This is a genomic window from Ornithinibacillus massiliensis (assembly GCF_018310345.1).
Lineage (GTDB): Bacteria > Bacillota > Bacilli > Bacillales > Amphibacillaceae > Ornithinibacillus > Ornithinibacillus massiliensis.
In genome coordinates this window covers 67,692-83,095 of sequence record NZ_JAGXBY010000008.1, presented here as the reverse complement: position 1 = coordinate 83,095, position 15,404 = coordinate 67,692, and the positions used below count along the sequence as shown (strand labels likewise).

Below are 15,404 nucleotides of genomic sequence, written 5' to 3'. Positions count from 1 at the left end.
ATATATGATTACATAAAATCGTATTCCTTCACTTCTTTAAATAGACTTTCGATAGCTGAATAGTTTTTTGTTTTATAAACATTAATCAAGTTACAGTAAAAATCCTTTGAATAATTCCCTGTAAAACTCTTCGAATATTCATCAATTAATCCCCAAATACGCATCAACAATTGATTATTAGTTAACTCCATTAAGTAACAGAAAAAGGCAAAGTGTTTTTCCTTAGAATCCAAAGAGGGATTATCCATCATTACACTTAATGTATTTATTTTCTCCTCATCTATATGCAAATAAGCAAGCTTAGCCGCTTCCTTTTCCAATAGCATTTTTACAAGTAAAAGTTCTTCTTTGGTCGTTTGCTTCAAAATAAATGATGATAATAATTCAACGGTTTGATAAGGTCTATATTTGCTCAAATAAGTACCTTCACCACGCCTCGTTTCTATTACACCGATTAATTCCATAGCGCGTAAGGCCTCTCGTATAGAAGACCGACCAGCTTGTAGTTTTTCCGATAATTCTCTTTCAGAAGGTAGCTTATCACCAGGCTTTAAATCGTTCTCAACAATGAAATTTTGAATCTCATCTAAAACACCATGGTATACCTTTCGATTTGGTAACATGGACACCCATGTTTCACCCCTTTTTTTTGATAAACTTATGGAAACTACAGCTTATATTTTGGCTAATCGTCTCGTCTTTTCTGCAATCTCTTCTGGGTCAACTTGTATACGCGCAACGCCAGAATCCATTGCTGCTTTTGCTACCTCTTTGGCAACTAATGGTGCTACTCTTGCATCAAAAGGAGCAGGAATAACATAGTCCTCATTTAATTCTTCGTTAGAAATTAAGGAAGCTATTGCCTCTGCTGCAGCAATTTTCATTTTTTCATTAATTCTAGTAGCTCGTACATCTAGCGCACCCCGGAATATCCCTGGAAAGGCAAGAACATTATTTACTTGGTTAGGAAAGTCAGATCTTCCTGTTCCAATTACTTTTGCTCCAGCTTCCTTCGCATCCTCCGGTAATATCTCCGGATCTGGATTTGCCATAGCAAAGATAATAGGGTCAGTATTCATTTTACGAACCATATCTTGTGTCAATGCTCCACCTACGGAAACTCCGATAAAGACATCCGCACCTTCAACCATTTCTTCTAAAGAACCTTCTTTTTTATCCGCGTTGGTTATTTTCGCAACTGCATCTTTCACGTCGTTCATTCCGTAAGAACGCCCTTCAAAAATTGCACCACGTGAGTCACACATAATCATATCTCTAACACCAAAGTGGTATAACAATTTCACTATCGCAATACCTGCAGCACCTGCGCCATTTGCTACTACTTTGATTTCAGAAAAATTCTTACCAACTAGTTTTAATGCATTAATTAGCCCTGCAACTGTTACGATTGCGGTACCATGTTGGTCATCATGAAAGATTGGGATATTGGTTTCTTTTCTTAGTCGATCTTCAATAATAAAGCAGTTCGGTGCTGCAATATCCTCTAAGTTAACCCCACCAAAGGTTGGCTCCATTAATTTTACAGTTTTGACTATATCATCCACATCCTGTGTATCTAAGCAAATTGGGAATGAGTCTACTCCAGCAAAGCTTTTAAATAACACGGCTTTACCTTCCATAACTGGTAGTGCTGCTTCAGGACCAATATTACCCAATCCTAATACGGCAGAACCATCGCTTACAACCGCAACCATATTCCCTTTCATTGTATAGTCATAAACTGTTTCTTTTCGATCATGAATTTCCTTACACGGCTCAGCAACTCCTGGTGAATAAGCTAGACTTAGTTCCGTTGCATTCGTTACAGGTATTTTAGAAACTGTCTCTAGCTTACCTTTGTTCTCTTTGTGTAATTGCAGTGCCTCATCTCTTAAGTTCACAATTATTTCGCTCCTTTATACCGCTTCAAGTGGTCTGACCACTTAACTATTACATTATAACAAAATCTTATACACTGTAAAGTTTCGAATATTTTACTGCTTGTTGTACACAACATTTGCTTCCCCAAAGAATTCGTTCAGCGCTCGTAACGTATCCTTATTTACATCTAAGAAGTAGTCTTTGGCTAATTGATAGGTTTTCTTTTGTTCTTCATGGTAAACAATAATTGGTGTTGACCCTGGGTACACTTTTGCTATTTGTTGAATAACGTCTAGTGCATCCTTATTAGTTTGCTCTGTTGTTTTAATAAACAATCTTGATTTTAATGGTTGGGATAATTTTCCTTCTGCAAATGGTTCAATAGTGGAAAGGAGCCATTGTTTTTTTCCATTTCGGGTTTCAACCTTCCCAGAAATATACACTAACGCTTCTTCTTCTATAAAGCGACCATTCATCCGATATAATTCCGGAAAAACAACCGCATCCATATCATCTGTCTCATCACTTATTGTAATGAAAGCCATTGGCTCTCCACGTTTTGTACGGATTGTTTTAATCGCTTGAATAATGACTGCACTTTTTACTTGTTTATTGCCTTCAAGCTCTTGGGAATGTTGCAGGGTGACATATCCATTCCCCCGTAACATGTCACGGTACTGGATTAATGGATGACTGGAAATATATATTCCAAGTAGCTCCTTCTCGTCTGACAGCTTCTTAATTTGGCTGAAGTCTTCTATTTCGACGTAATTAGGTTCTAGGTCTAATTGTTCCTGGAACAAGCTTGGCTGATCGGTGAATTCTCGGAACAACTCGGCAGACTCAATTGCTTGATCAATCGTTGCTAATAGACTTGCTCGATTCGGATACACTTCATCAAAGGCACCTGCTAATATTAACGATTCCAATGTTGCACGATTAACAATTTTAGGGGTAATTCGCAAACAAAAATCAAATAAGTTCTTAAAGGCACCTGCTTGTTTCCTTGCTTGAATTATTTCTTGTACCGCCTGGATTCCAACACCCTTGATAGACTGCAACCCCATTCTTACACCATCTTTTTCTACTGTGAACCGCCCAAAGCTCTGATTAATAGATGGTACAGCTATTGTTATCCCTAGCTCTTTCATCTCTTTCATATAAATATGAATTTTATCATACTGATTACCAATAGATGTCAGTAGCTCCGCATAAAAATGCTTCGGATAATGGGCTTTTAAATAGGCTAATTGATAGGATATTTTACTGTATGCAACGGCATGGCTTTTGGGAAATCCATAATTTGAAAACTTTACAATCCATTTAAAGATTTCCTCACCAATCTGCTTACTATACCCATTCTTTATACATCCACGAATAAATGCTACTTCTTGTTCATCCATTATATCCTGTTTCTTTTTACTAACAGCACGCCTTAGTACATCTGCTTCACCTAATGAAAAGCCTGCAATACGATGGGCAATTTGCATGATTTGCTCTTGATAAATTAATACACCGTACGTACTCTTTAATATAGGCTCTAAATCCGGATGTGGGTAGGTTGTTTTTTTACGTCCATGCTTCCGTTCAATATAGGTTGGGATAAAATCCATCGGTCCCGGACGGTACAACGCATTAACCGCAACAATATCATCAAATGTACTTGGTTTTAACTGCTCTAGAACCTGCTTCATTCCGTCTGATTCTAATTGAAAAATTCCATTCGTCTTTCCCCGTTTTAACAGTTGGAAAGTTTGTGCATCATGTTCTGGTATAGTATCTAGACGGAAGTTCTTATCCTCTTTATACTGAATTGATTTGACGATTCGTTCAATCAAGGTTAGATTCCTCAATCCTAAAAAGTCCATCTTAAGCAGTCCTAATGACTCTAAATCTCCCATCGGATATTGAGTGAGCGCCGTATTTGTTGTACCTACTGTTAATGGTATATGCTCCACTAGTGGTTGTTCACTAATAACCACCCCTGCCGCATGGGTAGAGGTATGTCTTGGAAGCCCCTCTAAAACGGTCGCAACTTTAAATAATTCCTTTAGACTATCGGATTGCTGTACATAATTCGTTAATTCCTTTGAATTCTTAATCATATGTACTAATGAACCAGAAGCCTGACTAGGGATTTGTTTTAAAACAAAAGAAATATCTTGTTGATTAATTGCCATTGTCTTTCCAAGCTCACGAATTAAAGAACGTGCTGCAAAAGTTCCAAACGTAATAATCTGCGCCACATGTTCTGCTCCATATTTCTCCCGAACATAAGCAATTACCTCATCACGTCGTAAATCAGAGAAATCAATATCAATATCTGGCATAGTAATTCGCTCTGGATTTAAGAACCGTTCAAAGAGCAAATCATATTGGATTGGATCAACATCTGTGATACCTAAAGAATAGGCAACTAAGGAGCCAGCTGACGATCCCCGACCTGGTCCAACCATAATGTGCTGTTCCTTCGCGTATTGAATAAAATCCCAAACGATTAAGAAATAATCACTGAACTCCATCTTCTTAATTATCGATAGTTCATGTTTTAATCTCACTTTTATTTGTTCTGTCACATTGGAATAACGATTTGGAAGATTAGTCCAACAAACCTGTTCTAAGTATTCTTGTGCAGTAGTTCCCTCTGGTACCGGATAGGCTGGAATCATCCTTGCCTCAAAATTAAATGTAACATGACATCGATCTTCAATTCGTTTCGTTTCCTCCAAGACCTCTGGCCACTCAGCAAATAATTGCTCCATTTCAGCTATAGATCGCAAATGATGGTTTCGCATAGATAAAGCCGCTTCCTGTACAGACCAGTTTTCCCCTTGTTTCATTGCCTGTAAACAATCAAAGGCATAGGCATCTTTTTCTTGTAAATACCGAACGTCATTTATTGCAACTACTTTCGTATCGAATCGCTCAGTGTATGCGCGAACAGACATATTCAACTGCTTATCAAGTTCGGAGCCATAGTCTCCTACACCTATGTAGAAGTCTTCCTCTCCAACATTCGACTTCCAAAATGTAAAATACTGCTCTACTTGATCATAGGAACCGTTTCGTACTAATTGCTCTACCTTACTTGAATGAACCGGTACGATGGTAATTAATTCCTCTAAATATTCAACAAGCATTGTTTTATTAATTGGACTTTTCTCATCCCGTTGAATGTAAGTACTTAATTTCGTTAAATTTCGATACCCTTTATTATTTTTTGCTAATAATAGGATGTCCATTGGAGTATCATCTTCTGCTACAGTCACGGTCATTCCGATAATAGGTTTGATCCCATTTTTCACACATTCCTTATAGAACGGAATAACCCCATGTAAGACATTCTCATCTGTTAGTGCTAAAGCTTTCAAATCCATCTGTAGTGCTTTTTTGATAAGTTTATCTACCGTAATTGTGCTATTAAAAAAACTATATCCAGTTTTAATTTGTAAATGTGTAAATGACATACTAACCCGCCTCTACTTTCTCTAAATCTATTATAGCCAATTTCAAACTGTTCGTATATCAACAAACATAACTCGTCCTTATCTCTCATAGAATAAATAGAACGTAACTTAACTTTTAACTTGAGGGGTAACCAAAATGGAAGAACGTTTTTTCGAACAATTTATTCAATGTTTCTTTATCGCTTTCGGTGTCCTAATCGGTGGTACGCTTATTGGTGGCATTGGTGCATTTGCTACTGGAGAAGCACCATTTACAGGGATGGCTCGGATTGCTCGCAAGCTTGGAATTTGGGCTATCGTTGCAGCAATTGGTGGTACGTTTGACGCTATTGAGAACCTACAAAAGGGATTTTTAGAAGGTCCTTTTATTGAAGTATTAAAACAAGGACTTCTAATCCTATCGGCAATGGGAGGAGCAAAGACTGCTATGATTATTCTAGAGTGGCTCATCCAGGAGGACATTACGTAATGCATATTCCTAGATACCATAAAAAGCCAACCTGGCAACGTTTCTTAGTTGGGATGTTTTTAGGAGGACTTATTTCTTATTGGATGGTAATCTTCATGTATGGAACCATGTATGAGAAATTAATAATAGAAAACAGTAATCTTAAGGAGCAACTACAGGATGCAGAAAATAGAATAGAAGTATTAGAAAAAGATAAAAGGGAATTAAATGAAAAATCCAAACAAAAAATTACGATAGAAGAAATCAACCTGGAAATACTAAATGCCGAAGAGCTAAAAATTGATAGATTGCTTCAAAATCAATTGGAAAGTCTCGTAAAGGAGGAAATTAAAGGAATTATCGGAAAGGATTTATTAACCATTGCCGATAGCGACTCTTTATTATTTTCTTCGATTGAGAATAAAACCTTTAAAGTGGATGATTTCACCTATAACCTCGAGATTAAACGATTAATCATTGCACCAACCGTTCGAATTATGGCTAATGCTAAAATCTCAAATTAACACATGGATACAAACACCTTACCCACATCCATTTCATATGGTTAAAGGGTAAGGTTTTTTGGTGAACTATGTGAACATTTCATGAAAAGGGAGGCTTAGTAGTAGGAATTTCAACACTTTTCGAGTAAAATAAGAATAAAGATGAATATCCATTCATAAATTTGAGAAAGGGGAGGAATTCTCATGTTGATTATGAATGAAAGACGAATTCGTGACCGCAAAATTAATCAGCTTCGTAATGGGCGTACCGCGTATGCAGAATCTAAAGAAGTTATTCGCCTAATTAAAAGAGATATAGAAAAATATGGACTTGATGTCTACTATGATGAAACACCTTCTGGATGCTGGTTTATTCCAGTAACAAAGAGTAAAAGTAGTTAATCGTGCTGATTTCAATTAAGAAATCAGCACTTTTTTGTAGTACAATGGACAGCTCTAACCTATTGATTAAATTGCTTTATTACTTCTTGTAAATCCTTCACCACATTCTCCGCTTCATCCCACGAATAAATGGAAGCTCCAGATGCTAATGGATGCCCGCCCCCGTTGTATTTCGCTGCTACTTCATTGATTACCGGACCTTTTGAACGAAGGCGCACTCGAATTTGTTCCTCTTCTTCGATGAAGAATACCCAAGTAACGATTCCTTCGATTTCCCCTAATGTTCCAACTAACTGCCCTGTCTCTAACGGACTGACGTGGAATTTGTCTAAGACATCTTTTGTCAGTTTCACAACACTAAGACCATCTTTATCTAATGTAAAGTTTTGCAGGATATATCCTCGCATTCTAGCAATATGGTCCTTAACATTGTATATCCCATCGTATAACTTCGTTCGATCAAAATCATATGTGACTAGGTCTGCTGCATATTGTAATGTTTTCTTCGTTGTACTTGGGTACAAAAATCGGCCTGTATCTCCGACAATCCCTCCGTAAAGCAATCTTGCTGCTGCAGTAGTTAAGGTTAGTCCTTTCGCGTGAAGGTAGAATTCATAGATCATCTCACTCGTTGAACTAGCGGTTGTGTCCACCCAACTAAGATCACCATAAGGATCGACGTTAGGATGATGATCAATTTTTATTACTTTCTTACCTAGACGATACCTAGAATCATCAATTCTTCCAGTATTTGCGGTATCACAAATAATAACTAATGCATCCTCATATACTTGGTCATCAATCTGTTCCATCTCGACCATAAACGTTAAGGAAGGGTCATCCTCCCCCACTACATACACATTCTTTTCTGGATAGGATGCTTTAATAAGCTCACGTAGACCCGCCTGAGACCCTAATGCATCTGGGTCTGGCCGAACATGGCGATGAATAATAATCGTATTAAATTCTTCAATGGCTTGCTGAATCGCTTGTATTGTCATCGTATTCTCCTTACTGTTCAAAATATTATTACATAATAACTAGCCTTTAGTCCTCATATAGTGCTACAATATGTCATGTATGAATTTAAGCTAGTTTATTAGGAGTAGATTATATGTTAATTATTTTTCCAATCGTTATTGTCCTATCCGCTGTTATGTACATCTATTATAAAGTAGCTATATTGAAAACCAAGGACGGTTTAACACAACGGTACTTTAATGCGAAATCCAGAATTTGCCTTGGACTATTCATTTTTACTTTCGGGATTAACCAATATATATTTTATCAAACTAAAATATCACTATTTATTGGCATTCTATTTATTATACTTGGTCTAATGCAATTGATTAGAGGAATAAAGGAAACGAAGCATTATCGTAATGAATGGAAACGATTAAACCCAGCTGACTAGTTCTATACTAGTCAGCTTTATTGTTATCGATCCATTATTTGTGCCATTAATAAGGCTTTCCCTACTAACTTCTTCTCATTAAAAACTTCTACATCTATCTTAGCATAAATTCTTCCTGCCTCAATAATCGTTGGTTTAATAACGAGCTGGGAATCAATTGGGACTGGCTTCATAAAATACACCGTAATGTTTTCCACAACCAAATCCCCTTTTTTCAGTTGAAGAAGTAGCCTACTACTGGCTTCTGTTACAAGCGAGGTAAATACGCCTGGTGATAATGTTCCTAATTGATTGGTCATTTGAGGAATTACTTTAGCCTCGAAAGTTGTCTTATCCCCTTCATCAGACGATATGTTGTTTTTTATAATATCATCAATTGTTTCCCCTATTTGAGGTTGACGTTGAATTTGCTGTAGAGCTTTTAGGACATCTTGTCTGGAGACGATTCCCTTCAACGTAGAGGACTCATCCGCAACAGGCACAACCTCTATCCCCTCCCATACCATCATGTGCGCAACAGATGCTAATGAGGTTTTCGCTTGTACAACGATTGGGTTTCTCGTCATCACTCTATCGATTGGAAAATCGCGTTCCTTCCCAATAATATCCTTAGACGTTACCATACCAACTACTCGATTCTTTCCATCTAGTACAGGGAACCTAGAATGGGTTGATTGCTCATTCAGCTCATACCACGCCTTTACGGTATCCGTTGTCATTAAGTAGTGGGCATGTTCTACTGGTGTACAAATATCACCAACTAGGACAATTTCTTTCTTAATTAACTGGTCATAAATGGCCCGGTTAATCATTGCTGCTACGGTAAAGGTATCATAACTTGTAGAAATAATCGGCAAATTCTTTTCATCTGCTAGCCGTTTTATGTAATCCTCTGTATCAAATCCTCCCGTTATTAGTACGGCAGCACCCTCATTCAGAGCTAGCTCATGTGCTTTTACCCGGTTTCCGACAATGAGTAATGAACCTGCCTCTGTATAACGCATCATCGCATCTAATTGCATAGCCCCAATAACAAACTTATTGAGTGTCTTATGGAGTCCTTCTCGACCACCAAGTACTTGTCCATCCACTATATTGATTACTTCAGCGAATGTTAACTTTTCAAAGTTCTCTTTTTTCTTACGCTCAATACGTATCGTACCAACACGCTCAATCGTACTAACTAACCCGATATTTTCAGCTTCTTTTATCGCCCGGTAGGCTGTTCCTTCACTTACATTCAAGTGTTTCGCAATTTGTCTTACGGAAATTTTATTTCCGACAGGTAGCGAAATAATATGTTGAATAATTTGCTCATGTTTAGTGGCCACTTTGGTTCACCGACTTTCAACTGTACTAGTCACATTTTGTAACTTTATTATACAGATGAATAGCGCCATGCTCAATGTTTAACCATCTGTCTGTCTAAATTTGTCATATTCCTGTTCCATTACAGGTGGTTCGGACATCTTGAATAATGTAGCTAGGTTAGCTCCAAATACGAGCACAAAAAACACAAGCCAACAACCCCAGAATAACATTTCAAGCTGTGATGAGGACTGTGGAATTAATGGCCAGGCAAAGTATAAGAAAAATGCCGCCAGAAGTAATCGTAAAAACGCATAATGTCTCATACGAGTTCCCCCTTTCTATACTCAGTCTATGAAAAGGACTTGGTCAACAGAACCATGCCAACCTTTCAAAATACATTCTTTTATATCGAATTTGCGGTTATATAAAAAAGCGGAATACAATAAAAATCCTTTACCACCGAAATATCATTCGAATAGTAAAAGACTTTTTTCTCGAACAATATGTGTTTATAGAACATATCGCTATTGTTCACTCAATGAGCTCTTCATGATGATTGGTTGTCCAGCAGGAGTGGAATTCCCATATTCCTTTTCAATACCTTCCACCGAGATAGGTCCCTCGACGAATTGCATTTCCCCATAGCTCAATTTAGCTCCTCCACTCATGTTGTATACCTTACATAGAACCGTCCCATTTATGGTTCCATTGGTATGTTCAAACACTGCATTAGGAGCTAATATTAATGGAGACGTCGCCCAACTTCCCCCACTAACTTTAAAGCTTGTCCCACCAGTAAATATGTTTCCTTTTATTCCGCCTCCACTTCCAAGGTCTATATTGGCATCCTCGGCATATAACGAGCCATATATTTTTTGGGCTCCCCCTAACGTAAACTGCTTAGGGTTGGATGGATTGTCCGATCCAGTTAAAAATATGTTTACTTGATTAACATCGCCATGATTATTAATCGTACTTCCACTTCCCAATACAATATGATTCGTATAAATAGTCAGTTTTCCAGTTCCTATTAGTTGAATATGCCCATTGATTACATTTAAATTATCCACTACTATTTCCTTATCCGTATTTCCAACATTTATAGTAAGTGCCCTGTTATTGCCAAGTCTAATTTCATCAAATGTTTCAGAAGTCGTTAAATCATACGTCCCATCCTGATACCATTCCTGTACAATTATCGAACGTCCCGGACTATTTGGATAGTGAGGGATATCTGGAAATCGAGGTAAGCTAGGCAAGGTAGCATCTAAGTCCGCTCCGGTTGCACCTGGGAAAGAAGTCATCCAATCCGGTTTATAGACAGCATGATGCTCACTTCCATAAGGAACATAAATTTTACCATCTATACTCCCGCCACCTGAGGCAGTTACACTATGAGCACCTGTTCTAAGTGTTCCTATATCTCCTTCAATACGCCCATTCGGTATATCGATCGTCTCACTTACTAATAACGCCCAATTAGGGATTATACTTTTACCTGAGCTTTTTGGTACCCATTCAATTGAAAAGCCTTGCTGTAATACCCGCTTTTTATCGCCAATATAGCCTGTTGATGTCATACGAAATTCTCTTGGGTTAGTTTCATTCAATTGTTCTATCTTTATTTCAGCCTTCGGTATTTCACCAAAAACCGGCTCAAAATCGGTATAGGCTGGCTGATCACCAACTATTCTAGTATGTAATGTGGTGAAAAAGGTATTTTCTTCATCTGTATTTTGGTAAATTTCCCGTATGGCAGCCTCCGTTTTTGCTAGCTCGACATGTAATCCTGCTTCCGCTATATAATAAGCCGATTGATCTTGTCTCTCCGTCTGAGAAGTATGTAGTAAAGTAGTCGTTATCCCGATAATGGATACACTTAGGATAGAAATTAATATGATAACTAGTAAAACACCAATTAATGTGAATCCATTTTTCTGTGGAAACTTACTTGGTAGCTTCTTCAATCTAGTCACTTCCCCTTACTATTATTTCCGTATCAACACCCTTACCAGATTCAGTATTAATTCTCAGTATAAATTTTTCATTTTCAAATTCATCTTTGATGACATCTACATAAAAATCGCGAATATTAGATACAAATGATACGTCATTTTTAACTAGTAATCCGTCCTCTCGATGAAATACATATGCTGTGTCATCATTTATTATAAATGATGTATGATCAGGGGAAACCTCTATATTCTTTGCCATCCTTACTTCTTTCGTGATTACTTTAGATGCGTACGTCATCGAAAATAAATTACCCGCTTCACTGGATTGATCTGTATACTGATTCTGGACTGTTAGGAGGATACTAGTAAGAATAATCATGATGAAACTACTAATTGCTAACACTACTAGCAACTCAGCCAAAGTCATTCCCTTGTCATTAACAAGATTATTCTTCATGGTCTTCTTCTCCCCATACCACTACACTTTCCATTTTAGCTTGAAGGTTGTCTTCATCTTCTTCAAACACTTCCACTATTACTCGAGTCATATTTGCTTCGACTTCATCACGATGCAGTCTTATATGTATGAAATAGTTAGAACCATCCAATTCCTTCGTAAAGACCGTCCATTCTTCCGATTCCTTCAACCATACATAACCTAGATCGGTTATCGCATTTTCTCTTTGGCTAAATTTCGTACTTGAACTCCCCGAATAAAGGTTTTCCATTTCAGCTTGTGCTATATAGGTGGCATCTATAATCGTTTCAGATGTAGTAGTCATAGTAGCGGATTGAACGAAAAACGTGATAAAGGTTGTTAAAATTAAGGTAATTAACACAAACGACACTAATAATTCCACAAGTGTCAAACCAGATTCATTACGATACCAATCGTTCAAGCATTTCATTCCATTCAACCCCTACTACCAATGATTAGTTTAATAAGCACACTACCAAATGATTAGTCCTGATAGTAAAATGTCGTAATCGTTACATTTGCTGTGATCGTTTGAAAGGAATCTCCCTCTAAAAGTAATTCTCTTTCTGCTGGTTTTTGAAAATGAAGCGAGCTTACCGTCATAAACCGTTCTTGTTTTTCAATCTGGTTTAGAAATAGTTGGAAGTGCTCATAGTCAGGTGAATTTACAGCCATACTGACAGATATGACTTCTAAATTATCTGGCTTGTTTACTAAGTCAATAACGCTTTCTACTTGCTCCACCTCCTCTAGTTCCTCATCTTGATTTTCAGGTTCAGGTTCAGCTTCAACTTCATCCTCCACATCTGTTCGCAGCGGTTTACTTCCACCATAAGTAAAGTTAATATTATCTATTCTACTATCACTAATAAATTCAATCTCCTGTAGAGTAAGAATAAGCTTTTCCAATTCGGGATCTTGTGGTAATTTTTCCGCTTGCATATAGGGCTCTACCCCAGCTTGATTTCCTTCTTCTAGCTTCATCACTTCTGATTGTAGAGTAGAAACATCCTTTTCTACAAGTTCCATATTATTCTCTTTTGATTTCAATTCCTGATTCATAGGTAAATAGAAAAAGAAATAGACTACAGTCAATAAGATAAATAATAACGCTAATAGTAGAAGGAATGATTGTTTATTTTCATGAAATAAGCTATTCATTTCCTTCTACCTCCTCTTTCATATATCGTTGGTCAACATCAATCGTATAATTTACTGTGTACCGTGGGATTACCTCATACATATCTGTTCTATCTTGATTAGAGTTTATGTCAAAGGTATTCATTTGATTGACTTTCACATCTGTAATAAATGGCGAGGCATTTAGCTCTGAAAAATATGCAGCCACATCACTCATTGTCTCCAGTTGCGTTTCAATTGTCACGGATTGATAGTTATAAGTATAGCTACTTAAATAGCCGCTTTCAGGAAGTAAAGCTATTATTTCATCAATAAACCGAGAAGTTGGTATAATCTGGTGCTCCGTATACGCCATCACCTGTCCATATGTATCCTTATCATTACTTTCCTTTAAACTCGTAATTCGCTCTAGTAGCACCGTTTTTTCCTCGTTTACTTCTGCTAAATTCTGCTCGACCTCTCCTAACGCATGTTTCGTAGTAAAAAACGAATAGATAAAAACGAGAAGCAATAGTAAAAATAATAATAATCCACTAACAAATAATATGTATACTGCAGAATTCTGCCTTTCTATTTTAGGTAATAAATCTACTTCGGGAAGCATCTATGCCCCTCCTTTAAGTGCTAAACCAAGTGCGGGAATAAATTGCGGTTCAATTTCCTTATCTGACTTCTGAGATACGACCCCTTTTAACCTATTCGTCGGTATTTCGAAGCGATCATTCACTTTTTGATAGAATACTGGTAAATATCGATTATCCCCTATAATAATCAATTCATCTATCTTCTCTTCCCCTCTTTTCATAGAAAATTGGTAGAAGTTCATAATGCGCTCTAATTCAATCACTTGATTCTCTATCACATCCTCTACCTGCTCATCACTTTCTTGGTATTCCCATGTCATTCGAGTGCTTTCCTCTTCTATGCTTGCATAATTCAAATGCAGATCTAGGTTCTGATAGCGTAGAAACTCCAATTGATGTCTTTTAAAAATGCTAATATTAAATGATGTGACATCTAATTTAATAAATAAATACACCTTATCACGGTCTATACGATTGACATGATGAAAGTAACGATATACTCCAAGTGCTTCTACATCAGCATTAATCGGCTTTAAGGATGCATCATCAAAAATTTCTGTGTACTTCATCATCTCATCCCGAGGAGCAGCAAAGAAGGTCCCTGTCAACACTTCCTCTTTATTTGTATCAAAGTAATCCTGAAAAGGTAGATAATGAATATCAAATACAGGATCTTTAAATGGTAGATGAATCGATTTCCCAATTTCAACTCGAAAATATTCCGTGATGTCCTTATCCCTTAAATCAACTGGAATTTCAACTTGTCGCATAATCACAAGGGGATTAGGCACAAAAAATCGCACATGACGATTCTTTATTCCAAGTTCTTTCACCAGATTTTTCATAAACTCAAAAAATCCAATTTCATCCATAATTTTCCCATTCTCAATCAAGCCACTAGGAATCGGCTTTTCATGTATTACTTTAATAGAAGAAATATTGGAGTTATTGGTTTCAACTAAACGAATGACATAGTCTTCTATAACGATGTTAATTATTTTATTTGGTTTACCGAACATCCTGCTCACCATCCTAAATAGGAAAATTAAGTTCTACTACTAGTTCCTTTTATAATTTCACAACGTTGGGGTTGTAAAATTGTAAAAAGAACTAGGTGATCATTAAAGGCTGGAACACAAAACATTGAACTAGATTGTTAACTGAATAATAATAAATGATTCTTGCTCCGAAAATATGCATAGACTACTGCCGAACAATGAATTCTTCTAGATTCCCCAGGATGAGCTTGAGTCTACTGTAGTGCTATGTAATATTTCCGGAGCTGGAGATTTGTTATTATATATTTGGTTTTACTTATAACATAAACCTTTGTATTCCAGTCTCTATATTATTACTTAATCATCACTAACTGTATAAGTTTTCCCACAAGCATCTCTACCATCTTTTATTAAATTGCTTTTTGTTGCATTAGTGAATGAACATTCACTATGGACAGATGAAATTACAATCGCATTTCTTGAATCACTTCTCTCAACAGTGAAATCATAACCATTATTATTAGTATCCCAAGGATCTGTTAACTTGCCAACAGAATCAATTTCACTAGCATCTTCAGATCCGTTTAAAGTATCACCACTAGCTTCTAGCAATTCTACTGCTGAGATGACTTGTTGTGCGTTTGCGATATGTGCATCTTTCTTAGAATTGTCGATAACATTACCAATCGCCACAAATGCAATCACACCAACGATTCCTAAAATAACAATAACAGCTAATAACTCAACTAATGTTAAACCTCTTTCGTCTTTCTTTAATCGTTTTAAAAACTTTTTCATATTTCTTTCCCCTCCAAAATCGTAT

The 15,404-nt window shown here is 36.8% G+C and carries 17 protein-coding genes; 4 read left to right on the top strand and 13 right to left on the bottom strand.

The features are described from left to right. Positions 1-8 precede the first annotated feature (8 nt). The 3 genes from KGF86_RS17825 to dnaE form a co-directional block, all read right to left on the bottom strand. Positions 9-623, bottom strand: coding sequence for a FadR/GntR family transcriptional regulator (locus tag KGF86_RS17825; RefSeq protein ID WP_222619047.1), 615 nt, complete (start codon positions 621-623; stop codon positions 9-11). A gap of 51 nt (positions 624-674) precedes the next feature. Then, positions 675-1,904: an NADP-dependent malic enzyme gene (gene ystJ / locus KGF86_RS17820; protein ID WP_343221481.1), complete on the bottom strand. Its 1,230-nt coding sequence runs from the start codon at positions 1,902-1,904 to the stop codon at positions 675-677. A 90-nt stretch (positions 1,905-1,994) separates the two neighbouring features. Continuing rightward, positions 1,995-5,348 carry a DNA polymerase III subunit alpha gene (gene dnaE, locus KGF86_RS17815; RefSeq protein ID WP_211742610.1) on the bottom strand — a complete coding sequence of 1,118 codons (3,354 nt, stop codon included), beginning with the start codon at positions 5,346-5,348 and terminating at the stop codon, positions 1,995-1,997. A gap of 136 nt (positions 5,349-5,484) precedes the next feature. Here dnaE and ytrH point away from each other — a divergent pair, with 136 nt between their 5' ends. The 3 genes from ytrH to KGF86_RS17800 all read left to right on the top strand — a co-directional run bounded on the left by ytrH (position 5,485) and on the right by KGF86_RS17800 (position 6,701). Next, positions 5,485-5,817, top strand: coding sequence for a sporulation membrane protein YtrH (ytrH, locus tag KGF86_RS17810; protein ID WP_186870184.1), 333 nt, complete (start codon positions 5,485-5,487; stop codon positions 5,815-5,817). Next, complete coding sequence (gene ytrI, locus KGF86_RS17805) at positions 5,817-6,320, top strand: sporulation membrane protein YtrI (RefSeq protein WP_186870183.1); 504 nt, start codon at positions 5,817-5,819, stop codon at positions 6,318-6,320. The genes ytrH and ytrI overlap by 1 nt, the downstream gene beginning before the upstream one ends. A gap of 183 nt (positions 6,321-6,503) precedes the next feature. Then, positions 6,504-6,701, top strand: coding sequence for a YtzJ family protein (locus tag KGF86_RS17800; protein WP_186870182.1), 198 nt, complete (start codon positions 6,504-6,506; stop codon positions 6,699-6,701). A 59-nt stretch (positions 6,702-6,760) separates the two neighbouring features. On the opposite strand, the gene KGF86_RS17795 is transcribed toward KGF86_RS17800, so the two are convergent. After that, the gene (locus KGF86_RS17795) at positions 6,761-7,702 is read right to left on the bottom strand and encodes a DHH family phosphoesterase (RefSeq protein ID WP_186870181.1); all 942 of its coding nucleotides are present in this window, start codon (positions 7,700-7,702) and stop codon (positions 6,761-6,763) included. Between the two features lie 113 nt (positions 7,703-7,815). Between KGF86_RS17795 and KGF86_RS17790 the strand changes: the two genes are divergently transcribed. Next, complete coding sequence (locus KGF86_RS17790; protein ID WP_186870180.1) at positions 7,816-8,115, top strand: YtpI family protein; 300 nt, start codon at positions 7,816-7,818, stop codon at positions 8,113-8,115. Between the two features lie 23 nt (positions 8,116-8,138). Here the strand turns inward: KGF86_RS17790 and KGF86_RS17785 are convergent, their stop codons facing one another. The 9 genes from KGF86_RS17785 to KGF86_RS17745 form a co-directional block, all read right to left on the bottom strand. Beyond that, on the bottom strand, positions 8,139-9,446 hold the full coding sequence (locus KGF86_RS17785; RefSeq protein WP_186870179.1) for a DRTGG domain-containing protein: 1,308 nt from the start codon (positions 9,444-9,446) through the stop codon (positions 8,139-8,141). Between the two features lie 78 nt (positions 9,447-9,524). After that, positions 9,525-9,749 (bottom strand): hypothetical protein, encoded by a 225-nt coding sequence (locus tag KGF86_RS17780; protein WP_186870178.1) that lies wholly within the window; start codon positions 9,747-9,749, stop codon positions 9,525-9,527. A 201-nt stretch (positions 9,750-9,950) separates the two neighbouring features. Next, on the bottom strand, positions 9,951-11,393 hold the full coding sequence (locus KGF86_RS17775) for a DUF7305 domain-containing protein (protein ID WP_186870177.1): 1,443 nt from the start codon (positions 11,391-11,393) through the stop codon (positions 9,951-9,953). A 1-nt stretch (position 11,394) separates the two neighbouring features. Then, on the bottom strand, positions 11,395-11,838 hold the full coding sequence (locus KGF86_RS17770; RefSeq protein ID WP_186870176.1) for a PilW family protein: 444 nt from the start codon (positions 11,836-11,838) through the stop codon (positions 11,395-11,397). Continuing rightward, entirely contained in the window at positions 11,828-12,289 is a 462-nt protein-coding gene (locus KGF86_RS17765) for a type IV pilus modification PilV family protein (RefSeq protein ID WP_186870175.1), read from the bottom strand. Before KGF86_RS17765 ends, KGF86_RS17770 begins: the two co-directional genes overlap by 11 nt. 53 nt (positions 12,290-12,342) lie before the next feature. Continuing rightward, the gene (locus KGF86_RS17760) at positions 12,343-13,020 is read right to left on the bottom strand and encodes a hypothetical protein (protein ID WP_211742609.1); all 678 of its coding nucleotides are present in this window, start codon (positions 13,018-13,020) and stop codon (positions 12,343-12,345) included. Then, on the bottom strand, positions 13,013-13,603 hold the full coding sequence (locus KGF86_RS17755; RefSeq protein ID WP_211742608.1) for a PilN domain-containing protein: 591 nt from the start codon (positions 13,601-13,603) through the stop codon (positions 13,013-13,015). Before KGF86_RS17755 ends, KGF86_RS17760 begins: the two co-directional genes overlap by 8 nt. Continuing rightward, entirely contained in the window at positions 13,604-14,602 is a 999-nt protein-coding gene (gene pilM / locus KGF86_RS17750) for a type IV pilus biogenesis protein PilM (RefSeq protein ID WP_211742607.1), read from the bottom strand. Between the two features lie 336 nt (positions 14,603-14,938). Next, a complete protein-coding gene (locus KGF86_RS17745; protein ID WP_211742606.1) occupies positions 14,939-15,379 on the bottom strand; it encodes a type II secretion system protein in 441 nt (146 codons plus the stop codon). Positions 15,380-15,404 lie beyond the last annotated feature (25 nt).